This window comes from Planctomicrobium stercoris, from assembly GCF_051465655.1.
Lineage (GTDB): Bacteria > Planctomycetota > Planctomycetia > Planctomycetales > Planctomycetaceae > Planctomicrobium.
Map to the genome: position 1 here is coordinate 1894404 of NZ_CP195791.1, position 24887 is coordinate 1919290.

Consider the following 24887-nt stretch of genomic DNA (forward strand, 5'->3'; position numbering starts at 1 on the left):
CGAGTCGATCTCATTAGAACGCAGCAATCACTTCTCCCCTTTCGGAGTGCTGCAGTCACGGGCGTGCAACCATTGAGCAGGTTAAGGACAGTCAGTGAACAACGTCCGATCCGACGCCGGAACATCGACACGGCCCAGCTTCTTCGAAAAGAAAGATCCCTGGGGCCAGGGACTCTCACTCTGGGTTCTCGCCCTCATTCTGTTTCTGGCACCGGTCGCCATCTTCTCGCTGCGGCATGTCCGACTCGACAATAACGTCGAAAAATGGCTGCCGGCAAATGACCCCAGTGCACTCGAGTATGCGTGGTGCCGGGAACATTTTCCGGGACAGCACGTGATGTTCCTGACCTGGGAAGGGAGCACGCTGGACGACCCCAGACTCCCCATCCTGATCGGCGAACTGCATGGAAAAGTGGATGAGGACGGGGTCCGTCGTGGCGGGGTTCCCTATGTCAGCTCCGTCATGCATGCAGGAAACCTGCTCACCCGTATGACCGAGCTGGGAGTCGATCAATCCGAAGCGGTCCGGAGACTGCAGGGGACCATGATCGGCCGTGGCGCCCTGAAAGTCCGACTGACCTCGGCAGGGGACGCTCAGCGGGAAGAGTTCCTCGAAAGAATCACTGCGGACGCCAAGCGACAGCTGGGGCTTTCCGTTCAGATTCAGAAGCCGCTGGCACCCTGGACTCCGAATTCGCTGGAGCAGGGGGCATTTCAGGCACAACAGGCCCGGTTTGGTGAATCGGCGGTCGCCCCGGAACTGGCTGCAGCAGCAGTCGCAGCTCCTCATGATTTCCAGATTAGCTGGCAGGAGATGTCCGCCGACCCGGACTTGCTGCAGCGGTTCATCAGCTGGACGAAATCCCAGACGGCCGCCTCGGGAGAGCCGCTTGTGGAGGACTGCTTTGTCGATGCCGTTTCCCCGATCGCAGTCGTCGTCGGCCTCTCTGACGCTGGGGTGGCGGAACCGGTCAAGGCGATGAACGCCATTAAAAAGGCCGCGATTCAGTCATTCGTCCCCGCGGAAAAAGTGGTTCTGGGGGGAAGCCCCGTTTTGACCGCTGAACTGAATGCCGCTGTGATCCGGGCCGCCTTCAACCCGCAGGCGCCATCGCCGTTCGGGAAATCGGTCATCGGCCTTTCCGGCCTGGTCGGGATTATCTTCGCACTGATTTCGCTGCGAAACGTGAAACTGGGTCTGCTGGTGGTGGGAGTGGCCTATTACTCCGCACTGCTGGGAATGGCAGTGGTTCCACTCTCCGGCGGAACGATGAACATGGTTCTCGTGGTGCTGCCGACGCTGCTGATGGTGCTCTCCCTGTCCGGGGCGATTCACATTGCGAACTACTGGAAACACGCGGTCTGGGAAGATCCGAAAACAGCTGTGACCCGCGCGACGAAGATGGCGTACGAGCCCTGCATGCTCGCCTCGCTGACAACCGCTCTGGGGCTGATTTCACTGGGAGGAAGCCAGCTGGCTCCCGTCCGTGATTTCGGTATCTATGCATCGATCGGGACGATGATCTCCGTCGGCATGATTCTGTACGGGCTGCCGTCGCTGCTGCAGATGATGCCGCAGGTTCGCGTTCGTCCCGGTGAAGTGGATGCCCGGTTCTGGAGATCCTTCGGGGCAGTCATGTGCCGAAACTGGCGGCTGACCATGACACTCTCGATCGGACTGAGCCTGCTGTGTACCGCCGGCCTGATGCGGTTTCAGGTCGAAACCAAAGTGATCCGGTATTTCCCGGAGAAGAGTCAGGTCGTCAAGGACTTCAAATGGATGGAAGATTCTCTCGCGGGAATCTGTCCGGTGGAAATCGTGGTGCGGTTCGATGAAGAGGCTCAGAAGTCGACCCGTTTCCTCGAACGGCTCGAACTGGTCCGCCGAATTGAAGATAACATTCGCGCCCATTCCGAGGTGAGCGGAACCGTCTCTCTCGCGGATTTCCTGCCGCAACGTGATCCTCCCGGCGCGGAATCCAGTCCTCGCGACAAAATTGTCTACAACCGCCGTTCGCACGAAACAGAAGACCGTGTGAAGTTAGGTCAGTCCGAAGGGGCTGGCGAACTGCTGGCCATGTCCAATCGGACCCCGCGTCCTGATGACCCCAAACGGGCTGGTGCGGATGAACTGTGGCGCATCAACGCTCAATGCTCCATCGTCAACGACGTCGACTACGGAATTCTCACGCAGGAGCTTCACGACTGTGTCAAACAGGTCACGGCTGGCACCACGGGAATTGACCACTTTGTGACCGGAACCGTGCCGCTCTTTCTGCAGACCCAGCGGGCCGTACTGGATAGCCTGATCTGGAGCTTCGTCATGGCATTCGGCCTCATCGCTGCTGTCATGATCTGGGTGCTGAAAGATTTTGTGGCTGGAGCTATCAGCATGCTCCCCAATATTCTCCCCGTCCTGATGGTCTTTGGACTGGTCTCCTGGTGCGGTCAGCGGATCGATATCGGGACGATGGTCACCGCGTCGATCGCTCTGGGGATCTCGGTCGACGGAACATTGCACCTTCTCACCTGGTTCCAGGATGGAATTCGCAAGGGAATGACTCGCCAACAGGCGGTCCTGGCTGCGTTGGCTCACTGCGGGCCAGCGATGTGGCAGACCAGTGCAGCCGTCGGCATTGGCCTGCTGGTCTTGTTCCCGGCTGAGCTTCTATTGATCAGTCGATTCGGATGGCTGATGGCCGCGCTCATCGGAACGGCTCTGCTGGGAGATATCATTCTCCTTCCGGCACTGCTTGTCGGACCGATGGGGAAGATCATTCAGAATGGCCTGCAGCGACGGGGTGAAATTCGCCCCGTTGTCGAAACCTCAGGGGATCTGCCCGTTCCCGCTCCGCACTTCGCCCCTGTCGGGAATGGAGTTGAGCAGCCTCGGGTTGCGGGGTAGAGCTGGACGAGAATGCTGCATTCGGAGAGTGCAGCGCACGTACCTCGCACTCTCCGAGTGCAAGAATCGGCGGGGATTTGTTCAAAATCCGTCCGCAACATCGCCAACGAAAACTCTTGGCCCGGCACTCTCCGCTCCGGACTCTCGATCTGCTATACTCGTCGATTCGCCGTAAATCTGGTCCGGGTGGACCTGACGGCATTCATTCAACGCGAAACCCGTGACGGGCACCGCCGAACAGACAGACCTCCCATGTCGTCCCCGCAAGATTCCGTTCCCCCCAGCTTCAAACCGATTCGTCTGCAGCGATTTCTTGCCCAGTGTGGGCTCGGCTCCCGACGCGATTGCGAAGAACTCATTACCGCCGGCCGGGTTGAAGTTGATGGCCGCACCGCTAATGAGTTGGGAACCACCGTCGATCCTTCCACGCAGACCGTCAGCCTGGACGGCGAACGTTTGAAAGTGGAGCGGAAAAAATACTTCATGCTCAACAAGCCGTCGGGGTTTCTCTGCACGTCAGAAGACCCGCAAGGCCGCCGCGTTGTGCTCGATCTGTTCCCGGAAGAAGGGCCACGACTCTTCACTGTGGGTCGGCTGGATGAAAACACGACTGGCCTGCTGCTGGTCACCAATGACGGCGATCTGGCTCAGAAGCTCGCTCATCCCCGTTATCGCATCTTCCGACTCTACCGCGCCCAGGTCGCCGGGCAGCCCAAGGCTGAAGTCTTCGAACAGCTGCGCCAAGGTCTCTTCTTCACCGAAGGGAAGTTTCGAGTCCACGGGGTGAAGCCGATCAAGAAACAGAAGGACAGCACTTGGGTCGAAATCACCATGACCGAAGGGCAGAACCGCGAAATCCGCCGGCTCTTTGCCCGTGTCGGCCACAAGGTGATGAAGCTCGAACGCATTGGGTACGGACCGCTGCGCCTCGGCCGATTGGCGATGGGAGAGTATCGCGACCTGTCACGCGAAGAACTCGGCGAGCTGCATGCAGTGCTGGATCGAAATCAGAAGGGGGATGCACTGCTCACCCCGGAAGAGCGTCGACAGGCACGCACGCGTTCCGAGAAACCGGTCGGCACCAGCGAACGCCGACCCGCCGGTCGAACCAGTGCCGGGCCGGGGGCCTCCGCAGCACCAGCAGGCAAATGGCCACGCAAGGCTGTCGGGCGAACACCGACGGGGAAGCCGCGGGAAGAGCGGGGTGAAAGACCCTCGCGCACTGGCGGCCCGGCAGCGCGCTCACAGGATCGCAAGTCACCTCGCCCCGGCGGACCCGGTCGCGGATCCGGTCCCAGCCGAGGCCCGAAGGGCAAAGGCCGCCGACCCAAATAAACATCACAGCGAGCGGGGGGCATCACCCCCCCGATAAAATTTCTCGACCGCGACCCACAACTCCCCCGGGTGCCCCAGACAAAGTCTGGACGGCGCAGCCGCAGGAGGCCTGTCATCTCGCGCTGTGTGATTCAAGAACTCCCGGATCTTGAATCGTTGCAATCAGACCTGTCTGGTGGTCTACACGCTTATCGAAAAACCTCCTGTTCCTGCGGAACCCGGACGGTGTCTGGGCCACCCGGTGAGCGGCTCTCATTCTGCGTCGTCATGAGATTTCATAACGATTTCGTTTCCGTGGATGCTTGTTGAAGCGTTATGCTAAACGTGAACGCCTCCGGTCCGGAAACTCTTTCTGACCGATCAGCACCCGCACCATTCGGAGGGGACGATGAGTGAGAATCCCTATGTCAACTCAGGTCCAGAACCCGAGAATCAACTTTCGAAGCCCAAGGAAACAGACTGGTTGAAGTGGCCTGTCAGGCTGGTATTAGGTTTCCTCGGACTCGTCGTAGTGGCCTCGCTCTTTTGGCCCGTCACTCGGACCGCTCGAGAACCTGCACGTCGATCCCAGTGCAAAAACAATCTGAAGCAAATCGCACTGGCGTTATATAACTACCACGATACCTGGGGGACGTTGCCGCCTGCTGCCATTTACGATTCGAATGGTCAAGCACTTCACAGCTGGCGGGTGATCATTCTTCCGTTCATTGAAGACGGATCGCTTTACAACCAGATCGATCTCACAAAACCCTGGGATGACCCGGTCAATGAAAAGGTCCGGAATCTACCGTTTCCTGTCTTTCAATGCCCTTCTGCCAATATTCCCCGAACCTCCACCACCTACCGGGCCATAATCGGAGAGAATTACGCGTTCCACCCGACTCAGCCTCGCTCCCTTGAAGACATTACTGACGGGCTGAGCAATACCGTCTTGATCGTGGAAACGGATGAAGAGCACGCGGTCCACTGGATGCAACCGGATTTCGATGGGGCTGAGCTTTTCGCAGCGCTGAACCCAGAATCCAAAACCGTCCACAAAGAGGGGGGTCACGCGGTCATCGGAGACGGATCCGTTCGATTCCTCAGCAACAAACTCACACAACCAAAGCGGGAAGCCCTGATGACCATTTCCGGAGGCGATGATCCCGGCGAATGGTAAATCAGGCCGTCTGCTGACGATCATCGACAACTATCCGGGTGCCCCAGACAAAGTCTGGGCGGCGCAGCCGCAAGAGGCCTGTCTTGAAGCGATCAAGCCATGAAGAGATTTTCGTCATAATTGACTTCAAATCCGGCCTGTCAGGTAACTTGCTCCCGTATCGACAAGCCTCCTGTTCCTGCGGAACCCAGACTCTGTCTGGGCCACCCGGTGAGCGGGGCCCTGCAGTCAGGGAGATTCTTCATCTTATACGGGGAGCACGCTGAGGTCGTCGCTGAAGGTCGAATGCGAAGCAGGCTTCCAGCACCCCCAGCGGAATCAGCCAGCAGGCCCACGAGGCGACCGGGTCATACCAGTCGTTATCGACTCCAGTAGCTGTTCCGAACCCTCCCATCAATCTCAACACGACAGCGGAGCAGAGCAGGGTGAAGTTTCGCAGCATCCAGCGGCGATGCTCCAGAAACTTTCGTTCGACCGCTTTCTTCCAGCCCATCGCGATGCTCAGACCCGTCATCACTGAAAGGGTTGCGAAGCTGGCGGCCGCGGTTGGTCCGGACGCTGCGTAGTACGACATCCAGAGCCCGCTGGGTGAGACCAGTGTCAGCACATTGACAGCCTTAACCCGGCCCAGCCGCCTGTGCCAGCCCGGAAAGCGGACGCGGAAATGATTGCTGATCAAGAGCAGTCCCAGCAGGATCGCCAGCGGTCCGGAGCAGATGTGAATCAGGAAGGCCCACCGATACGGACCGAAGAAATAGGCTTCGCGTCCCCGCAGAAAGTCAGACGCAAAGTCGGGCGGAAAGTACTGGCGATAGGCCAGCACCACTTGCGCCGTCACCTTCAGGATGAGCAAGACCACCAGCGCGGTGAAGACTCGCATCATCGATGAGGGACGGGATGACATCGCACGGTCCCGGGACCCGGTCTGGGAGATGACACTGGTCAGACACACGAAAAAACGTGTTGAGCCGACCGCGTGACACAACCGGCTCAACGGCAAAGTTTCAAATAAAACGGATCGCTACACCCGACCGAAGACCATCAGGGTGATGTCGTCGTTCTGCTCGTGGCCGTTGGCGTGTTTACGGACGTCTTCGCGGATCGAGACTCCCAGCAGGGCCGGGTTCGAGGCTCCTTTGGTGATGAAGTCCCGAAGTTTGTCGATGCCGTAAAGTTCGTTTTTCGCGTTCATCGCTTCGCTGACGCCGTCGGTGTAGATCACGACCGTCTCACCTGCATTCAGGTCGCGCTCGACTGCTTCAAACGGGAATCCCTCGATCACGCCGATCGGCACGCCGACCGATTCCTCTGCGAACTCTTCGATGCTGCCGTCCGGTTTGCGGATCATCGGTGACATATGCCCCGCGTTCACCACCGACATGTGATGCTTCTGAATGTCGAGAATGATCAGCACGAAGGTAACGAATCGACCTTCAACCGCCTTGGCACACATATGATCGTTGATGCGGGAGACCGCTTCGGCCGCATCGGTCACGAACTCGCTGACGCTGCGGACGACGCTGGACATCCGGGACATCACCAGTGACGCCGGGACCCCTTTGCCGGCAACGTCGCCAAAGGCGAGCCAGATGCGACCGTCTTTGGTCGCGATGATGTCATAGTAGTCCCCGCCGACCGCCTGAGCGGAATCGTAAGAGGCGAAGAATTCGTATCCGGTGATCTTCGGCAACGTCTCGGGGAGCAGGGCATGCTGAACATTGCGGGCAATGTTCATTTCGTTGTCCTGCTTCTGCTTGAGGACATATGACTGCAGCAGCTTGGCCGATTCGTACGACAAGGCTGCCTGCCCTGCGACAGTGACCATGATATCCAGGTCTTCACTCTTGAACTGCGTGAGCGGATTCTGCGTGTCGATATTGATCACGCCGACCGGTTCACCCTGCAGGTCGAGCATCGGGACGCACATCATCGAACGGATAGTGAGCGAGGAGATCGATTCGCTGGCGTCGAAGCGGGAGTCGCTGGTGGCGTCAGCCGAGAGAATCGCCTTTTTCTGGTTGAGCACTGCGTTCAAAATGGTGCGGCTCAGCTTCACGGAGGCATCTTCGGATTCCCGGCGATGCTTCATGGCCCGGGTCACCATTTCGCCGGTCCGCAGGTCCTTCAGCAGAATGCAACCGCGATCGGCAGCCGGGAAAATCTGAAACAGAGAGTCGAGGATGCGGGGGAGCAGCTTCTCGACTTCCAGGGTTCCAGCGAGCGCGCGGCTGATGTCCAGAACCGCCCGCAATTTCTCCTGAGGGCGAACGTCAAGCAGGTTCAGACCGACGCCTGAATCGAGAGAGCCCAGGATCGTGGCTGTGGCAGCCCCCTGATCTTCGTTGATTTCGACCGCATTCCCGCGCGAGGCGTTCAACAGAGCCCGATGACCGGCATCTCCTTCCCCGACAGGCTCATCGGACTCGTACCGCACGAGAATCGGGCCGAATTTCAGGCGATCGTTGGGCTTCAGGCGATAGGCCCCTTCGATCTTCTGGCCGTTGACAAAGGTGCCGTTCCCGCTTCCCAGATCTTCAATTGAATAGCCGGGCCCCGTCGGGAAGACGCGCGCATGTTTGCGGGAGACCATGTTCGAAGGAAGCTGAACTTCGCATTCCGGGAGACGGCCAATGATGACTTCTTTGGTATCGAGGTCAACGGCCTTGGCCTGACCATCGACAAGGAGGACTAACTTGCTGCTCATCGGCTACAAGCTCCGATCACGAAGGAACACTTGGTATGAAACGCTTTAGTAATTATTCAGCTGAATAATTCTGTTTTTGAAACGCGGAGATCGCCGAGTCCGCAGAGAAGCTAAAGTGAGTCTCTGAATTTCTTTGCGAACTCTGCGTTTCGATCTCTTTGGATGACTTCAGTCATGCAGGTAGTTACAAATCGCCTGAAACTTCACACTTTGAAAATTCGTTCGACATTGCCTCGCAGGATCTGCTTTCCTAATTCGAGAGCCTGTTCTTCGCTCCAGCCCCGGGCCCGGACGAACTCCTGAGAGAGCACTTTCGCCAGCACGCGGCGGTACATCCGGAATTTGGGAAGAGCGAACTCCAGTTTGTACATGTCGCTGTAGTACCCGATCTGCTTGTTGCGGGGCACCGCTTCGAGCCGGCTGCGGGTGTCCGCTTCGATGTATGTGGGGATGTTGGAATACCACCAGTGACCGTTCGTGACGACATTGGGGAAAATCCAGGCGTAGCTGACCAGTTCCTGATTGCTCATGTGCGTGAGCACGGAGATCGGGAAGGTGACCTGCGGGAACGCATTCAGGATGGCTTTGTACTGGATCAGCGAGACCCGTTTGTCGTACAGATCCTGTCCCTGATAGACCCCGGCTTCATAGACACGGCGATTCACGCCGATCATCAGGTCAAACGGCAACCGGTATTCCGAACAGAATTCAGTGAGGGTCCAGAAGATCCAGGAACTGAGCATCTCCTGTTCAGAGGGAGTCAGGCTTGCTCCGCTGACGGATCGTTTGATGACTGACGCAATGGCTCCGACATCGACCTTCGCTGGGGAGAACGAAGGGGGAAGCGAAATGGCACAGGCTTTCGCGCCCCGGGCGGTGAAGTGCTCGAACAGCTTTCCAATCGCCGTTCGCAGCGAGGCGGCGTCGACGGCCTCCACGCTGGTCGCCATTGCCAGCCGTGTCCGCACTTCTTTCTTTGTGAAGTGGAAGACCAGATCGTCCGTCCGCAGGCAGGGGACGTACACGTTCGTGTCGAAGCCCGTCAGCGGGTCGTCGAAGTCGTTGGTCAGGAAGATTTTTTCCAGCCCGCTTTGCTTGAGAACCTGCTGCTCCCAGTCCGGCTGGGACATTTTCTTCTCAGCGGCATCGTAGAGAGATTCCCAGTTCTCCGGCGTGATGCGATCCGATTCGAAGCCGAAGAAATCCCGGCACATCTCCAGCAGCCACGAGACCTGAATGGTGTTGTCCAGGTCCGCCAGTTTAGAAACGATCCGGCCCACTTTTTCCCTGGGACTGATTTCCGGACCTTCGATCTCACTCTTGGGAAGTCCGGCCGAATGGGCAAGTTCGGTGTAGTAGTGATACCCCATCAGGTCTGCCAGGTTCTTTGAGGCAGCTGAATGCGGGTTGATATGCGAATGCGGATCAATCAGGACCAAGCTTTCCAATTGACGAAAGAGGTCCGCTTCAAGGGTGTCATGCATGGCGAAGTGACTTTTCCGGAGATGAGTGACTGCGCCAGTTTCGTCGGTCCAGCCGCAGACTTCAAGCGGGTGTGATTTTGATTGCCGACGATGCTTTTTTGCGACATCGATCGACAGAATTCGCTGGGGTGGCCGGGGCGCAGGAAGAGTTCTGACTGAGTTGGTGCGATTCTCGCAGGCCCAGCTGTGCTTTTGTTGAAATCGTCTCAGCCCCGGAATGGACGCCCACACCGGGGCTGAGTTCGCTGTCTTTGACGTCATCTCGAATTCTGCGGATGACGCCACAGATTGAATCAGGGTTCCCCCGCGCCCGGCCACCCCATGCCGGCATTCATTCGGAGTCAACCGGGAAGATTGACTTCCATTGAGTTGAGCCGCCCACTTCAAGTGGGCGGCTAAACGGGCTTCTTCGACAGTTGCGTGACAATCCCAGAACTTCGAGGGCCGGAGCTGACGAGTTCAATCCGGCGCGACGTGATCCCCGTCGTTTCAATTCGAATCGTCAATCTGTCTCGGGGAAGGACCTCTTCGACCCGGTCTGCCCACTCAATCAGGCAGATCCCCTCGCCTCCGAGCAGTTCATCCGCCCCCAGTTCCAGGAACTCATCGATATCGCGAAGTCGATAGGCGTCGACGTGGCAGACCGGGATTCGACCGTCGTATTCCTGGATCAGAACGAAGGTCGGGCTGTGAACCTCTTCGCGGTCGACATTCAGTCCTTCAGCAATGGCCTGTACCAGATGGGTTTTGCCGGCTCCGAGATTGCCGATCAGCGACACCACATCCCCCGCCTGCAGCACTGCTGCAAGCTGGCGACCGAACAAAAAGGTCTCTTCAAGAGAATGCGATTCGCGGATCAAACTGTTCATGATCCTTGAGAATCTAAGCGGAAATTCCTTCACCGCAAAGGGTGCGGAGAGAAAGATTCTTCCGCGTCGACACGACATTCAGTGGAATGACCGCAGGAGGCCGAACACAGTCATCACCAGAACGGGAAGAAGCAACAGCAAGGGGAGGGGATTCGTCACAAAAATGAACGAACGCCTCCGATTTCCAGATCTCTTGAAGAAAGAGAAAGACAATCGGCCACCTCGATTCTGCTGGCACGACGCAGTCACGGCTGCACAGTCGGCGCTGGGACTTCAAAATTCGTTCAGAAATTTTACCGCGAAGGCGAGAAGTTCTCAAAGATCTGGATAGAGACTCAAGCAACCTCCGCCTTCGGGCCTGAACCGACCGGCTGGGTTGATCGTATGAGTGACCGCTCTCCTTGTTTTGCGACAGGAGCGGGGGAACTTTGCGATCATTGCGTCTTCGCGGTAAAAACTTTTCGAGCAGCCTCTGATTAGAGTCCTTTGAGCATCTCCGCCACTTTTTCCTCGAACTGTTCCTGCCACTCCGGAGCCAGGATGCAGTCGCTGTCTTCCTGGGCTCCGCCGACATTCATCATCTGTTCGGCGGTGGGAGCATAGTAGATGTAGCCGTTGGTGTAGCCGGCCACAAATGTCAGGTCGTGAGGGGATTGCTTCTTGATGTTGAGGCCGATCTGGCTGGTGAGTTCGCCGGGGAAGGTCACCAGCACAAAATCGCCAATCCGCACCCCGGCAATCTCGACATCAATCGTCCGTTTGCCCGAAGCGACCAGACTGGCCTGATGTTTCTTCAGCAGCGCCAGATTCGCCTGAAGGCGGGTGAGTTCTTCCATGATGAAGATGTTATTGCGATAGGCTTCCAGATTCTTTCGATTGACCGAGTCCAATTTCTTCAGGTCTTCGCGTCCCAGCGCCTCCTGATGAAGATATCGGAACGAGGGGTCGGCGGGAAAGTTGTCGGACAGATCGTACTTGATCATCAGGGGGACGAACGTCTTGAAGTTCAGCGTCGTTCCCTGCAGTTGTTGCAGCAGTCGACGCTGCTCAGCCTCGAGCTGGGCGATTCGCTCCGTTCGGTCACCGCGAGGCAGTGTGAGCGTTTCGTTGATGACCTGAAAGCGATCGGTGTCGGTACAGGAAATCTTCCGGACCGCCTCCAGCACACTCAGTCCAAGCTGGTTTCCAAGAATCTCGGCATCGCGGGGGTGTTCGAAGTCCTTGTACGAGGCTGGATTGATGTCCCCGCCGCATCCCTGAAGAAAGAGGGCGACCGCTCCCTGACTCAGATTGTTTTCGATGACCTTCGAGGAGAAGCCGGTCATGTCAGCCGTGTTTCCTCCGCTCGGCACCCCCAGAATTGGATGGCAGGCGAAGTTATAGATCACAGCCAGCGTGCTACCGTCCATCCGGTCCAGTCGAAGGATGCCGATCTCGGGATCGATCGGGCCTGCACCCACCACTTCCTCATCGCGGGGCAGGGAATAGGCGTGACGAACGTCCACTTCCCTGCCGCTTTTGAGCCGCAGGCGACGATTTTCCATGATGCGGTCTTCGTGTCCGGTCCCCGCACCTGCTTTCACCGGCTCCAGCTTGTCCAGGGCCTGCCGTACAGCTTCGACGGTCTTCGCTGCGAGGTCCTTGCGGACGAGCCCGTGGCAATGCGATGCATTCACGATCACCTGCGACGCCGGAATGCCCAGTTCCTGATCGAGCGTCTTTCGCACCGTCGGCAAATAGTCATTTCCGATCGGTCCAATTTCTCCGATGGCGACAGCGTCCACTCCAATCAACAGGGCAATCTTGCCTCCGGATTTGATCGCCACGACCCGGACAAACATGGGATCATTCACCGGGCCAGCGTCGTAGTCCGTTACGTCAATCTTCGCGGCACCCGCCAGCAGTTGAGTGGCCTCCGCGGTTTGCTCAGCCTGAGCAGCACTCGACAGCAGCACCACCAGGCAGCAGAAAGAACAGACGGTTCGAAAGACAAGGGCAGGGGAGAAGTTCGATTGCATCGGCAGATTCGCTGTTCGGGGGGAGGACTGCAGGAACCAAGCATGGGCGGAGTCAGGCAATGGGGCCCGACATTCGCAATTGTCGCGGTGAAGCTGCCGTCGACGCCAGTCAATTCCGCGTCAAATATGTGGAATCCAGCGACACATTTGAAGCACATGTCAACTCAGAAACTCTTCGGTCGAAGTCTCTGATCCGGCCGAGTATCGGGCAGACGGGTCAGGCTGACGATCATCCCCAGGCAAAAGATACTGAGGCCGAGGTTGCTTCCCCCGTAGCTGATGAACGGGTGCGAAATCCCTTTGGGCGGGACCAATGCTGTGATCACAGCCATGTTCACCACAGCCTGAACGACCAACGCGGTCAGCAGCGTCATCGCCAACGCTCTTTCAAAAGAACCATTGGGGACGCGGCGGACGAGTTTCAGACCTGTCAGATAGATTCCGGTCCACAGCCCCAGCACTCCCAGCGTTCCGACCAGCCCCAGTTCTTCACCGATCACCGCCATCACGAAATCGGTATTGGCCTCCGGAAGGAAGCTGAGTTTCTGCCATCCTTGTCCCAGACCGACCCCGCTGATTCCACCCACTCCCAGCGTCACAAGCGACTGCTGGATCTGATAGGGAGCTTCTTCGGGATGAATCCAGGTGTCGACGAAGCCACGCAGTCGCGCCAGCTGGTATGGCTTCAAGGCGAAGAACATCAGTCCCAGCGGACAGGCGGGTAACAAGGTCATGATGAAATACTTCACCGGACATCCGCTCAGCCACAATGCCAGCAGAGCTGTCAGCCCGACAAAGATTGCAGTTCCCAGATCCGGTTCCACAACGATCAGTCCCATCGGAATGAGGGACAACCCGCAGAATGTGATGAGATTGGTGAGGCTCCATCGCTGCTGCAGCCGTTGGCGGGAAATCAGCGTGCAAAGGATCAGCGGCAGCGTCAGCTTCGCTGTTTCGGAAGGTTGCAGAGACATCGGCCCCAGGCGGAACCATCGCTGGGCACCGTTCACCGATCTGCCGATTCCCGGAATCAGCACGAGGATCAACATGCACACCGTCCCCGCGTAGAGCAGGGGAGCAACGGTCTTCCAGACCCCGGCAGGGACGCGGGACGCACCGATTCCTCCCAGTCCCGCGAGGAGGAGAAAGATCATCTGTCGCGTGAGAAATGTCTGTTCTTCCTCACTCGGAACTGATGTGAAGCTGCTGCTGTACACCATCAGCATTCCGATCGCCAGCAGCATCCCCGCGAAGGTGAGGAACAGTCCCGCCTGCAGGTCATCGTCCCGCAGTTCGAGCGTCGTTCCCGACAGAGTTGGTGAAGACGGATTCATGAACAAAGAAACTCGATGTTGACTTTCACCGGCGAGCGAGAGACATCAGTCGCCCGATCACACGTCGAATGATTCAGTGCGATGCATGAGGAGACTCAGGTCTCCCGCTCGCCGATCTGCTTGAAGTATCGACGCGAGCTGTGTGAGCCCGGTAGACGTGCTCGGAAAATCCAAGGATCTGCTGAAATCCGAAGTTCCATCACATCCGGACGGATCCATGCAGTTGGAAGAAGTCGATTCGTTCCGTTCGCACATGAACAACTTTGAGGTTCGGGGCAAATCCCTTTCCGGGAGTCCACCTCGTGTGGTCGATACGGGATGAGTGGGGGACTGCTTGAAACTGGTGGCCATGGAGGCGCCCGCCAGAGGGAAATCCTGAGATGAAACATTTGCGATCCGGAATCTCTGTACTTGCGCTGCTGGCGCTGTTCGTCCCGACCGCCTTTGCACAGACCGTCTGGCATACCGACCTGGCAGCCGCCCGCCGGGAAGCGGAGAAGCAGAATCGACCGTTGCTGTGCCATTTTGGAGCTGTCTGGTGCGCCCCCTGTCAGAAGATGGAGCGGACCGTCTTTAACCAGCAGGCGGTGATCGACCAGTTAAGGGCGTCTGCAGTCTGCGTGAAGATCGACGTCGATGAACATCCCGAACTCGCCCAGCGATTCGGAGTGGAACGATTTCCCACCGACGTCTTTCTGGAACCTAACGGTCAGCGACTGATGGAAGCGACCGGGTACCAGTCGCCGGAAGATTACCGTGCCCTGGTCGAACGGGCGGCTCGAAGATACTCCACGCTGCTGGCCAGCCGACAACCCAAAACCGCTCCGCCCGTCGCGACGACTCCGGACTCGGGGACGAACTCCACGCAACTTGCAAAGAGCAGTGCGCCCCAGCTGATGCTCGAAGGGTATTGCCCTGTCACGCTGCAGAATACCCGTACGTGGAAGAAGGGGGATCCGCAGATTCACGCGGAATTCAAGGGCCAGCAGTTCCAGTTCACGTCCGCCGACGCTCGTAAGGAATTCCTCGCTTCTCCTGAGAAGTACGTCCCGCAGTTCCTGGGATGTGACGCGGTACTGATCTTCACTGCGGACCGTGCCGTTGCGGGGAGTATCGAATGGGGGGCTTATTACGACGATCACCTGTACCTGTTCACCAGCCAGGAGAATCGACGTAACTTCAAAGAATCCCCGGAGAAATACATCCGGACCCGGGTGGTGCTGGACGTCAGTCAGGTGGAATACGCGGTTCACTGACCCCTTCTCCGGGAGGCCACATTCGTCGTCTCCCGCTTTTCTCTGATTCCTGAAGCTGAGCTGCGGGCAGTTGACGGTCTGCCTGATTTCTCTCCAAAAATCCCGGAAACTGCACGGGAAACACGCTGACCAACCCGGATGTTCCCGTATCTGCAAATCCTTGACGGATCAGGGGACTCGGGAGTTTGACTCGGACCGATGGTGACCTAGCTTTCAGAGACGCACGGCTCCCTGTGGCCGATGTGGACCAGACTCTGATCACTGATTGGTATCCATGGCGACCCTGACCTCCTCACTCTCCGGAATCCGCACCGCCGCTCTCCCCTCGGCGCATCCGATGGATTCCTCGCAACTCTTCATGGCCTTGTTGTCTCTTGTCCGAGAGAGCGACGAGTCCCAGAATCCTGAATCGCACCAGAAGATCATTGCAGTTCCCGTCTTGCGGAGATTGCTCTCCGCCATTCACTTCCGTGATGCCGGAACGTTGAAGCATTCACGTCGGGTCGGGCTCATCAGCGTTGGCATCGCCGGGCGTCTGGGGTGGGAAGAGAACGATCTGCGAATTATCGAAATAGCCGCGCTGATGCATGATATCGGCAAAATCGGAATTCCCGATCATATCCTCCGCAAACCCGGGAAGCTCAGCCCGGACGAAGCAGAGTACATCGCCATGCATCACCGGGTGGGGCTCGCACTTCTGCAGGCCTGCCGCATCCATCCAAGCGTGACAGAAATCGTGGCCCAGTCTCACGGAGTCGACGAAGAACATCTCAACGGACGACATCCCCTGAGTCTGGGGGCCCGGATTCTCGCTGTCGCTGACGCATACGATTCCCTGACGACCCGGCAATGCTATCGGGCACCTTATGATCGCTGGGAAGCGCTGCAGATCCTCGAAGAACAATGTGGAAAGCAGTTCGATCGAAATGTGGTCGCTGCCCTGGGACGCTGGCTCGACGGTCCCGACGCAGCTGCCCTCGCCGATGAGCGGGCTGCGGAAGTCTCCATTCAGGTCAATGCTCCAGTCGATTCCGAAACACGTTTGAATGCCACCCAGCTTTGCCAGATCGTCAATCATCTGTACCTGCTGGAAAACCTGTATGACGCGTTCTATGTCGTCGACGCGAACCGGCGGATCGCCATCTGGAGCAGCGGGGCTGCAACGATCTTCAATCGAAGTGCTCAGGACGCTCTCGGTAAAAAGTGGAATCGGCATCTGCTGGTGAAATCCGCAGCGAACACCGATCCGCTCGAGACGGTGTTCATGACAGGCCAGCCGGTCTGCCACCTGATGACCCTGCAGGACTCGAATGAAAGCTACGTGGACGTTGACGTTCAGAGTATTCCCATTCAGGATTCGGAGAATCAGGTGGTGGGCGTGGTGGAACTCGTCTGCAACTGCAAGGAATCCAAGCGTCATCGCGGTCAGTTTCGTTCACTGCAGATGGCCGCGACCCGCGACCCTCTGACCGGGGTGCTCAATCGCGGGGAGCTCGAGCGCCGGATGAGCGAGGTCTACGAAGAATGGAATACGCAGACCAAAGGACCGTTCTCCGTCGTCTTCATGGACCTGGATCATTTCAAATCGATCAACGACCGTCTTTCTCACGCAGTGGGAGACCGCGTACTGGTGGAATGCTCACGGCTGCTGCAGGATGAGCTGTATTCAGGAGAACTGATTGGCCGCTACGGCGGTGAGGAATTCGTCGTCGTCTGTCCGGAAACATCCGCTGGTGCTGCGATGGAACGTGCGGAGCGGCTGCGGCGAACACTCTCGTCGACGCGCTTTGCGGAACGGGATGATCTGCGGGTGACCGCATCTTTCGGGATTGCCGAGGTGACTCCCGGTGAAAGCCTGGAATCGGTCGTCACCCGCGCCGACCACGCTCTGTACGAAGCCAAGCGACAGGGCCGGAATCGCAGCTGCATCAGCAATGACGGCGACCAGAAATCACATGACCGTTCGCGCAAAGCATCCCGGGTCGAGATGGTGCATACCGCGACCATTCTCACCTACGTGGCGGAGGAAATGCTTCAATTGAAGCTCACCGGATTTATTGAAGGACACAAGGCAAAGATTCTTTCCGTCGCCCCGCAGGAACTGGTCCTGCAGATGGGGTCTGGAGGACTGTTCTCCAGCTTGACCCGCAGCACGGCCGACCGGCTCCCCGTCAAGATGACTCTGGAGATCCATGATGCGCCGCCTGATCCAAATCTGAAGACCGACAAGCGTCTGATGCTGAAGGTGACGATCGAACCCGCTGGCAGGTGCAACGATCAGGAACTGTTGCGGCTTCGCGGAAACCAGATCGTCGATCAGCTGAAGTCCCACATCATGTCCAACTAGACCAGTTTGGTCTATCATGTGCAGGCGATTCAGGATTTTCACCGCATGAAAGTCCATATGATCGCCTGCGGAACGTAATAGATTATTGGCAAAACCGCTCTAAAAATAAAAACAGAGCACGAAGCACGACATCTCTGGTTCGTGCGACGTGCTCTGAATTTTTCCCGCGAAGTTCTACTTCGATGACAGGATGGCGTTGACCACGTCATCCCGAGTCAGCGGAGCAGTGGAGGTCTTCAGGCTTTCAGGCTCAGACTCGTAAACCTTCGTCAGCGGGGCCAGTTCCTCCGGAGCATTCGTGCTGGTGCCGTGAACCGTCAGCTTTGCGGGGAAGGCAGAGGTCGCAAGCCCGCCGACTCCTCCGTATTTCAACGCTCCGGGGACCATGTTCGGGTCATTGCTGAGCTTGATCTCGGAGAAGGTGAACCCGTTCAGGTCGACAATGGTCTGATCGATCAGGTCGGCAGGCAGATCCGCACGGGCGAGGAGTGTCCAGACCCCGGCTCCGCTGGTTCCTGCCAACGTGATCTGCTCAAACTTCATCTCACGCAGCTTGAGGACCACAGCCTCAATGTCTCGGAGCCGCTCAGCCATCGGAGTGAGATTGTATCCGTAGACGAATCCCGTGTATTCCTTGTCGTTCGGCGCGGAGTGATGGGACGGGGAAGGTTTCTCAAAATAGCTGGCATAGAAGTCTTTCCGGCCCGCTTCGTCGCCGGTCAATAACAGGTCGGCGGAAGCGACAGCCACGCCGGACTCCAGCAGCTTCTTCACCGCAGGCTCAAGTGTGCCATCCGCATTCTGCAGATGAGACTTTCCAGCCCCATCCAGCCACAGGACGACGCGACGGCTCTTCTCTTCTCCGGCTGGGGAAACGAGCGTGACCGGGACGCGGGCCTTGTCGTATTTCACAACGAACTTGCTGATTGTGCCCTTGTCTTCCTTGAGAGGAGCCTCGGATTTGGGCTCCGATTGAACTTCGGAATCGAGTGCCGGGAAAAGGACGCCACGGGCGCCGCGAATCATTTCGCGGAATGCTGTCGGATCTCCTGCCAGCAGCTTCTCGAACTGTTGTCGATTCTGAGTCCGCATCGACTCGCGCAGCTCGGCTTCTCCCATGGAATCTTCCGGGCGCGGATGTTCAGAATCGAAAACCGTCATCTCTGCCTGTGTGAGAGGCCAGAAATCGGTTTGTTGAATGGGATTCTTCAGTCCCAGCTGCAGGTGGGTATTCATCCAGTCATACATCATCTCGCGAGCGGGCTGATTGTAGTTGTGAGGAAACTGGGGGAACGCCTTTGCGGACACGAGGTCTGCCTCTCCATAGAGCGCGTACACCTGCCGCAATTCCGGAAATCCTTTTGTTTCGATATCGATGGTCCAGTCGTTGGCACCGCTCATTGCCATGGGGCGCGGTGCCGTGAGTGCCGCCAGCGCAATGTTGCTGATTCCGGTTCTGAGATAGTCAGCATTTTCACAGACGCATCCCCCCTGCATGGAAGTTGAAACCATGACCGCGGGAAACGCGACTGTGACCCGCGGGTCGACGGCAGCTGCCAGAAATGTCTGTGTTCCTCCACCGCTGGCGCCGGTGATGCCGATGCGGCTGGAGTCCACATCGGGAAGGGACGTCACAAAGTCGATGGCCCGGATGGAATTCCAGGTTTGCAGCCCCATCTTATTGTGCAGCCACAACGCAGCATCGGCATCGCAGAAACCTTCCCGGTGTGACAAGGGGCCGTTGTCCGCCACGCCCACCATATCGTAGTGAAAGACGACGCAACCCATGCGGGCAAGCTGAACCATACGGGCCTGAACCGGGAACCGGGCCCCGGACATGTATTTTTCAGCTCCCGACTTCAGAAGCGAATTCGCTTCTCCCGCCGAGTTCTCCTGGAACCGTCCGTTGCTCCAGTGCCCGTGCGGACACAGAACGGCAGGAATTTTTCCAGTGACGTGCTTGGGACGGTACAGACTTCCGGTGACGTAATGTCCCGGGAGACTGCGGAAGTACACTCGCTCGATGGTGTAGTCTCCCCGGTCGACCAGTCCATGAATGACTGGGGAGAACTCTCCTTTTTCAGGCATCGGCCAGAGGCCATTTCCCACCAGAACCTGCTCACGAATTTCCTGTGAGATTTTCTTCCACTCTTCCAGTGTCTCGGGGGGAGTCCAGGGGTGGTAATGATCATTGAGCGTGCGAAGGCGGGTGGCACGCTGATCCGGGATCAGATGCGGCTTCAGAGCGTCCTTCCAGACCTGATATCCGGCAGCACTTAAATGGAGTCCATCTTCAGCGAACAGTTCCGGACGTGGTTCTCCTTTGTCATTCAGCATTACAGGTTCGAGGTCGACGAACGTGAGCAGGGGATCTTTTTCACATTCGGCTTTGATCAACGCATTGGCTTCGCGAACTTTCTCGATCAGGTTCCAGCGCTTCAGGCTCGGTTTGATTGCGATGAAGACCAGGGGAGTTCCCTTCAGGTCACGATTCATCAGCGAAACGAACTGTTTGAAGTCTTCGAGAACCTGCTGGGGCGAGCTCCCCGATGCGAGGTCATTGTCTCCGGCATACAACACGACCTGGCGCGGCTTCGCAGGGGCGACAATCCGCGGAAAGAAGTGAACGGAATCGGCAATAACCGATCCACCGAAGCCGCGATTGATCGCATCCAGCGTCGGGAACGATGCTTTCAGATCCCAGAGTCGGACACTCGAGCTGCCAACGAAGAGGATCTGACCGGGAGCGGTCGGTTCTGCCTGATCCTTCTGTTCGAATTCTACAATCTGATTTTCGAATCGGGCGGGATCAGCAGCAGCTGCGATCGGTCCATGAGATGCAAGGACGGCCATCAGGCAGGCGACTCGCATTGACAGCGCCAGCCAGCGGGGATCCGTTCCATGCTCTCGCAGCAGAAGTCCGGACTCAAGTTCCGGTGGAGAGACAGTGTTGTTCATCATCAGTCGCAGGTCCTTGCTCATCAGAAATCTCCGCATTGATCAGATCGAAACGCTTCGATTCGACTGTAGCCAAAATGTGAAAACCATTCCAGCTTGCAGGGATTTCGCGTGAGATGTGGAGTCCAGAGTCCAGAGCTGAGTGCTGAGTGCTGGCAAAACGCCTCGGCGTTTCCCAATCCCCAATCCCCAATCCCCAATCCCCAATGACAAATGACAAATGACAAATGACAAATCCCCCCCCTAACTTCGCGTTCCTCCCAGCTCAGCGTGCCGGAAGCAGTCGACAAAGTGATCATTCACCATGCCAATCGCCTGCATGTGTGCATAGCAGATGGTGCTTCCCACGAAGTTGAACCCGCGGCGCTTCAGGTCTTTGCTCATCGCATCGGACTCGGGTGTCGTGGCGGGGAGATCTTCACGGCCTCGGCGGCGATTCTGCTTTGGCTTTCCCCCCACGAACTGCCAGATGTACTTGTCGAATGTGCCGAATTCCTTCTGCACAGCCAGAAACGCCTTTGCATTCTGGACGGTGGAGGCGATCTTCAGGCGATTGCGGATGATGCCGGAGTCTTCCATCAGGGCATCGAGCTTCTTCTGGCTGTAACGGGCAATGCGGACAGGGTCGAAGTTGTCGAGCGCTTTCCGGTAGTTCTCCCGTTTCTTTAAAACGGTTTCCCAGCTGAGGCCAGCCTGTGCTCCTTCGAGAATCAGAAATTCGAAGTGCACGCGATCATCATGAACAGGCACTCCCCATTCGCGATCGTGATACGCTTCATAAAGGTCTCCCTTTGCCCAGGAGCAACGCTGTTTCGTCATGTTATTTTCCAGCCGTGTCGAATCGAGATTGAATTCTCGAGAACGTGAAAAGTAGGAGGGTGAGGCTCATGCCGAGCTGCGGACGTCAGATCGCGTGAACATTTTTGCGGCTCCGCAGGAGCGTCGCCCTCCCGAATCTGGATTCCGTTGAAATTCAAAACACGCTCTGAGTGTCGCCAGCCAGTGTACCAGACCGGGCGTTGAAGAAAGGAAGTCGCCTGGCACGCTGATTGGCCCCGGGCTGAATGGGCTCATCAGGACGGCTGCTGCCGCTGACCTCGCAGCTTCATGTAGATTCGCTTGACCTCCGTCATACAGCAACGGCCGTCCGCAGCGAGCACTCCACACCGGGCTGCTTCGGATTGTGATTTGGCCAGCAATTCACGGATCCTCACCGGCACGGGACTCTCGACATCGGCCTCGATTTCTTCAATGGTGAAATGAAAGCAGGGGCAGATCGGTGCGTCTGGAGATTTCGGATAGATCGGAGCCTGAAGCTCATCGGTCGTCACCAGTCCCCCCAGCTGATCGAAGTAGGCTGCCTGGCAGGGAGGGTAGCTGCAGAACCACGCTGTCTGCCCGAGTTTTCCACGCGCGGCGGGGAGGATGTGTGCCTCCAGCGGGGCTGCGGTGACGGGGGTGCCGAGCGAGCCACAGCGAGGGCAGTAGGCACGGCCATCATCATCCGGCTCGCGGACGAAGGCTTTGTTCATGAACGGCGGTTTCCGAAAAAACGTGGGAATTCACGAACCCGCTCATGGGGATCGTGTCATTCTGGATGGTAACTGATCCTGCTGGAACAGGACAAAGTGTTTGCCCGGCATTGAATTCCATGGGCAAGATCCATTTTGAAAATCATGAAATCCTCTGTAACGACAACCTGTGAAATCACGCTGGCTCGTCCTCTGGCGCCCGAAGAGGTTCGATGCGGTCAGTACGTGACCATTCTGGATGAGATTGTGGAATGGCCTTCGTTCATGTGGTGCAACGCCGAGGCGGCCGGCAGACCGCAGGACCTGATCCGGATGAAGATCAAGTCAAGCGAGGGAGGAATTCCCCTGCGGGTGAAGTCGATCTGTCTGCCGTTTGTCAGCGTCCAGACCCATCTGCAGCAGATTCAGGTTCTCGATCTGCGTCGTGTTCAACTGGTTCGCTTGTCACGCGAATTCGGGAAGTCGGTCTGGAAGGCGTTGGCCAAACAGGCTCAGCCTGTGATTCCGGGACCGTGGTAGAGCGGCACTGACGATTAAGTGCATGTTTGAAAATTGGGAGGGCGAGGCTCCTGCCGAGCCGCGAACGTCAGATCGCGTAAACTTTTTTGCGGCTCCGCGGGAGCGTCGCCTTCCCGAATCTGGATAGAGACGCCCCCTCTGACTGGTCAATGGGAGTGAGCACAAATGGCGAAGCCGGAGGTGTCATCCTCCGGCTTCGCTTTGTTTTTTTGACTGCGAATTCAGCCTCGAAAGCCCCACTCTGTCAGTTGGAGGCGTTCTTCGGCTGCCATACGCCATCTTCGGCGACGAAGAGCGGCTGAAGTTTCTTCAGGGCTGCAGTTCGCTTGAAGTCGACCACCGGCAGAAGCGGCACGATCTGACGCGAATAGAAATAGCGTTCCGGGGTCTCCAACGCATCTGCCAGAGTCCCTTTAATTTCCGTGACCTGACCTGCGAGTTCGCAACCCGGGACCAGCCAACGCAGGATCTCCCAGGACTTCTCTCCCAGTGCCAGCCGATAACCCCGTTCCAGGCCGGCTGCAGAACCGGTCTTCAAGACTGCTCCGGAGTACCCCCCGGAATACACGAGCATGACGTCGCTGGGATGATCCGCGAAGGTCTGTACGTTCGGACCCATCTTTTCCCGCAGCCACTGCATGAGCAGGACGTCGTCCAGTGAGTCCCCAAACTGGTCGAGGTAGAACAGTTTGCAGCCTCGCTGAAGCATCTGATCGTACCGCGTCCAGAGCAGTTCCCGATGACCGGGATCGGCAGCATGCAGACGAATGGTGACCTCCTTCTTGTTTCCCACGGGAATGCTGAGCAGGCTGGGGCGGCTGGCGACTCCCAGTTTGAGCCGGGCTGCCGCGAACTGATCGGCGAGCCGTTCCCACTCTTCTTCGACTTCCGGGGGGAGAAGATTGAAGTCGCACAATCCGGACTCATCGACTCCATTGACGGTACCGTGATTCCAAAGGATCGCCCCTTGTCCATTGAATTCGTTCAGACGGGGAATCAGAGAGTCGCACAGTGCCTGAGCTCCTGCCGAGCTGCCGATCTCCTTGTTCTTCAAACCTGAGGAAGCTGGGGCGGAGTCGTCGCTGCGTCGGGCGGCATTCACACGACGGGTTTCTTCCTTGCCCTTGGGATCATCGGAGCGACGCGTGGAGACCGGCTTCTCGGGAATGCTCAGGTCTTCTGTGGCAATCCACCGTCCGTCCGCTTTGTACTGGACTGGTCCGAACTGCTTTTGAAACTGCTCGCGATAAGGTTCCAGGAGGTGCTGCCAGGTCATATCCGGACTGACACGCAGATTCAGCCCCACCGTGACCGCGCCGCCAGCTGGAATGGGGGAGTTTGCGAAGTAATGTAACTTCCGTTCGAGGACACGATCGCGTTCACTCGCGTTCCAGTCGGCGTAGTCCCAGAGGAGCAGCGTGCGAAACAGGCTCGAATTCGCCGGAGCCAACCCGAAACCGACTTCCTTGTCGGCAGCATATCCGCCTCCCAGAGGAGAGAAGCTGCTGGGATGACAGACGTTCAGGCCATGTTCCTGAAAGAACTCTTCGCTTTCGACCGGCATGATCCCTTCGGGGGAGCGTGCAAAATGAAACGTCAGGCCGGAGAAACCGATCACGTTGATCGGCGAGGTTGCATGGTTGTTTTCCACGCGGGCGGTGATCCGTACGTCTTCGTTTTGAAACGAATACGTGTACGTACAGACAACGTCTCCGGCGACATGCCGAACTTTGGCCTCCTTGGGAGACACGACCGTCAGCTGCATTTCGGTCGGGGCAGGGATATTGACCTGACCGTCGCCCACGTCTTTGAACCGGGATTCCGCATTGAATGCCGTCCAGTGGCCATCGACGACCGCGCCAAACCCTTTGCGGATGGTCGACAGGCCTTTCTCTGTCACGGTGTACGTCACGCCACGGGGGGTGACATAGACCTGCTCCACGTCGGCAGCCATCCCGGTAGCTGCCAGCAGGTTCAGAACTGTCGCCAGCGTGAGTGTCCAGACCACGACGCATCGGCGTCGTGTCGAAACGTCAGCGGCGGCAATTTGGCCCTCGTTCAGCCGCATCATCAGCAAATCTCCGGAAAAGTGAATGAATACATATGCTCGCCACGAACGGCGAAGATCAGCCCGCCTTCTTTCAACCACCGTGGAACCCGGAGTGTTCTATAGAATTTCCGGTTTGCAGCGATTCTCCCAGAATTGAGGCTGACCCGCCACCGAAAGTTCGGATTGGAGGAAGGGGCCGACCGGAAATGCTGTTTCCAGGAAGTAAGTTCCCGAAAAGAGGTCGCTTGAGCGTCGAGAGTTCCGGGCAATTCCGAAAAATCCTTCAAAGATGTCGGAGTCGATTTTCCAGTCCTGCGCGTCTGTGCGACGTCGATTTGAAACCGGGGACTCCGCAAGAGGCTGTCGACTGGGGCCATTGGACTTACGACGCATCGGTGATATCGTGCCCTTGGCGTT

At 57.6% G+C, this 24887-nt stretch carries 16 protein-coding genes; 6 read left to right on the forward strand and 10 right to left on the reverse strand.

All coding sequences use genetic code 11. The annotated features are described in order from the left end of the window. Positions 1-94: 94 nt before the first annotated feature. The 3 genes from SH661x_RS07820 (at position 95) to SH661x_RS07830 (ending at position 5399) form a co-directional block, all read left to right on the forward strand. Positions 95-2905 carry an efflux RND transporter permease subunit gene (locus tag SH661x_RS07820; RefSeq protein WP_437229670.1) on the forward strand — a complete coding sequence of 937 codons (2811 nt, stop codon included), beginning with the start codon at positions 95-97 and terminating at the stop codon, positions 2903-2905. 252 nt (positions 2906-3157) lie between these two features. Further along, entirely contained in the window at positions 3158-4240 is a 1083-nt protein-coding gene (locus SH661x_RS07825) for a pseudouridine synthase (protein ID WP_437229672.1), read from the forward strand. A 388-nt stretch (positions 4241-4628) separates the two neighbouring features. Further along, the gene (locus SH661x_RS07830; RefSeq protein ID WP_437229674.1) at positions 4629-5399 is read left to right on the forward strand and encodes a DUF1559 domain-containing protein; all 771 of its coding nucleotides are present in this window, start codon (positions 4629-4631) and stop codon (positions 5397-5399) included. A 241-nt stretch (positions 5400-5640) separates the two neighbouring features. On the opposite strand, the gene SH661x_RS07835 is transcribed toward SH661x_RS07830, so the two are convergent. From SH661x_RS07835 to SH661x_RS07860, 6 genes are all read right to left on the reverse strand, one after another. Further along, a complete protein-coding gene (locus SH661x_RS07835; RefSeq protein ID WP_437229676.1) occupies positions 5641-6303 on the reverse strand; it encodes a DUF2306 domain-containing protein in 663 nt (220 codons plus the stop codon). A 117-nt stretch (positions 6304-6420) separates the two neighbouring features. Next, positions 6421-8103, reverse strand: a complete 1683-nt coding sequence (locus tag SH661x_RS07840; RefSeq protein WP_437229678.1) for a SpoIIE family protein phosphatase — start codon at positions 8101-8103, stop codon at positions 6421-6423. Positions 8104-8306: 203 nt separating this feature from the next. Next, positions 8307-9587: a glucuronate isomerase gene (locus tag SH661x_RS07845; protein WP_437229680.1), complete on the reverse strand. Its 1281-nt coding sequence runs from the start codon at positions 9585-9587 to the stop codon at positions 8307-8309. A 395-nt stretch (positions 9588-9982) separates the two neighbouring features. Then, the gene (gene tsaE, locus SH661x_RS07850; RefSeq protein ID WP_437229682.1) at positions 9983-10456 is read right to left on the reverse strand and encodes a tRNA (adenosine(37)-N6)-threonylcarbamoyltransferase complex ATPase subunit type 1 TsaE; all 474 of its coding nucleotides are present in this window, start codon (positions 10454-10456) and stop codon (positions 9983-9985) included. A 476-nt stretch (positions 10457-10932) separates the two neighbouring features. Beyond that, entirely contained in the window at positions 10933-12474 is a 1542-nt protein-coding gene (locus SH661x_RS07855; RefSeq protein WP_437229684.1) for a hypothetical protein, read from the reverse strand. Positions 12475-12638: 164 nt separating this feature from the next. Further along, complete coding sequence (locus SH661x_RS07860; protein WP_437229686.1) at positions 12639-13808, reverse strand: FtsW/RodA/SpoVE family cell cycle protein; 1170 nt, start codon at positions 13806-13808, stop codon at positions 12639-12641. Between the two features lie 380 nt (positions 13809-14188). Here SH661x_RS07860 and SH661x_RS07865 point away from each other — a divergent pair, with 380 nt between their 5' ends. Both SH661x_RS07865 and SH661x_RS07870 read left to right on the forward strand, forming a co-directional pair. After that, positions 14189-15064 carry a thioredoxin family protein gene (locus SH661x_RS07865; protein WP_437229688.1) on the forward strand — a complete coding sequence of 292 codons (876 nt, stop codon included), beginning with the start codon at positions 14189-14191 and terminating at the stop codon, positions 15062-15064. Between the two features lie 274 nt (positions 15065-15338). Beyond that, positions 15339-17411, forward strand: coding sequence for a diguanylate cyclase (locus SH661x_RS07870; RefSeq protein WP_437229690.1), 2073 nt, complete (start codon positions 15339-15341; stop codon positions 17409-17411). A 174-nt stretch (positions 17412-17585) separates the two neighbouring features. Here SH661x_RS07870 and SH661x_RS07875 read toward each other — a convergent pair whose 3' ends face one another. From SH661x_RS07875 to SH661x_RS07885, 3 genes are all read right to left on the reverse strand, one after another. After that, the gene (locus SH661x_RS07875; RefSeq protein ID WP_437229692.1) at positions 17586-20393 is read right to left on the reverse strand and encodes a GDSL-type esterase/lipase family protein; all 2808 of its coding nucleotides are present in this window, start codon (positions 20391-20393) and stop codon (positions 17586-17588) included. 219 nt (positions 20394-20612) lie between these two features. Next, the gene (locus tag SH661x_RS07880; RefSeq protein WP_437229694.1) at positions 20613-21188 is read right to left on the reverse strand and encodes a DNA-3-methyladenine glycosylase I; all 576 of its coding nucleotides are present in this window, start codon (positions 21186-21188) and stop codon (positions 20613-20615) included. Positions 21189-21442: 254 nt separating this feature from the next. Beyond that, entirely contained in the window at positions 21443-21901 is a 459-nt protein-coding gene (locus tag SH661x_RS07885) for a hypothetical protein (RefSeq protein ID WP_437229696.1), read from the reverse strand. A gap of 144 nt (positions 21902-22045) precedes the next feature. Between SH661x_RS07885 and SH661x_RS07890 the strand changes: the two genes are divergently transcribed. After that, positions 22046-22420 (forward strand): hypothetical protein, encoded by a 375-nt coding sequence (locus SH661x_RS07890; RefSeq protein WP_437229698.1) that lies wholly within the window; start codon positions 22046-22048, stop codon positions 22418-22420. Positions 22421-22664: 244 nt separating this feature from the next. On the opposite strand, the gene SH661x_RS07895 is transcribed toward SH661x_RS07890, so the two are convergent. Next, positions 22665-24491 carry a hypothetical protein gene (locus SH661x_RS07895; RefSeq protein ID WP_437229700.1) on the reverse strand — a complete coding sequence of 609 codons (1827 nt, stop codon included), beginning with the start codon at positions 24489-24491 and terminating at the stop codon, positions 22665-22667. Between the last annotated feature and the right edge of the window lie 396 nt (positions 24492-24887).

Excerpts from the sequence above, each read along its gene's own strand:
- SH661x_RS07835 (WP_437229676.1), bottom strand. The coding sequence starts at position 6,303 with ATGTCATCCCGTCCCTCATCGATGATGCGAGTCTTCACCGCGCTGGTG.
- SH661x_RS07865 (WP_437229688.1), top strand. The coding sequence starts at position 14,189 with ATGAAACATTTGCGATCCGGAATCTCTGTACTTGCGCTGCTGGCGCTG.
- SH661x_RS07845 (WP_437229680.1), bottom strand. The coding sequence starts at position 9,587 with ATGCATGACACCCTTGAAGCGGACCTCTTTCGTCAATTGGAAAGCTTG.
- SH661x_RS07830 (WP_437229674.1), top strand. The coding sequence starts at position 4,629 with ATGAGTGAGAATCCCTATGTCAACTCAGGTCCAGAACCCGAGAATCAA.
- SH661x_RS07890 (WP_437229698.1), top strand. The coding sequence starts at position 22,046 with ATGAAATCCTCTGTAACGACAACCTGTGAAATCACGCTGGCTCGTCCT.
- SH661x_RS07840 (WP_437229678.1), bottom strand. The coding sequence starts at position 8,103 with ATGAGCAGCAAGTTAGTCCTCCTTGTCGATGGTCAGGCCAAGGCCGTT.
- SH661x_RS07880 (WP_437229694.1), bottom strand. The coding sequence starts at position 21,188 with ATGACGAAACAGCGTTGCTCCTGGGCAAAGGGAGACCTTTATGAAGCG.
- SH661x_RS07860 (WP_437229686.1), bottom strand. The coding sequence starts at position 13,808 with ATGAATCCGTCTTCACCAACTCTGTCGGGAACGACGCTCGAACTGCGG.
- tsaE (WP_437229682.1), bottom strand. The coding sequence starts at position 10,456 with ATGAACAGTTTGATCCGCGAATCGCATTCTCTTGAAGAGACCTTTTTG.
- SH661x_RS07825 (WP_437229672.1), top strand. The coding sequence starts at position 3,158 with ATGTCGTCCCCGCAAGATTCCGTTCCCCCCAGCTTCAAACCGATTCGT.
- SH661x_RS07895 (WP_437229700.1), bottom strand. The coding sequence starts at position 24,491 with ATGATGCGGCTGAACGAGGGCCAAATTGCCGCCGCTGACGTTTCGACA.
- SH661x_RS07875 (WP_437229692.1), bottom strand. The coding sequence starts at position 20,393 with ATGAGCAAGGACCTGCGACTGATGATGAACAACACTGTCTCTCCACCG.
- SH661x_RS07870 (WP_437229690.1), top strand. The coding sequence starts at position 15,339 with ATGGCGACCCTGACCTCCTCACTCTCCGGAATCCGCACCGCCGCTCTC.
- SH661x_RS07855 (WP_437229684.1), bottom strand. The coding sequence starts at position 12,474 with ATGCAATCGAACTTCTCCCCTGCCCTTGTCTTTCGAACCGTCTGTTCT.
- SH661x_RS07885 (WP_437229696.1), bottom strand. The coding sequence starts at position 21,901 with ATGAACAAAGCCTTCGTCCGCGAGCCGGATGATGATGGCCGTGCCTAC.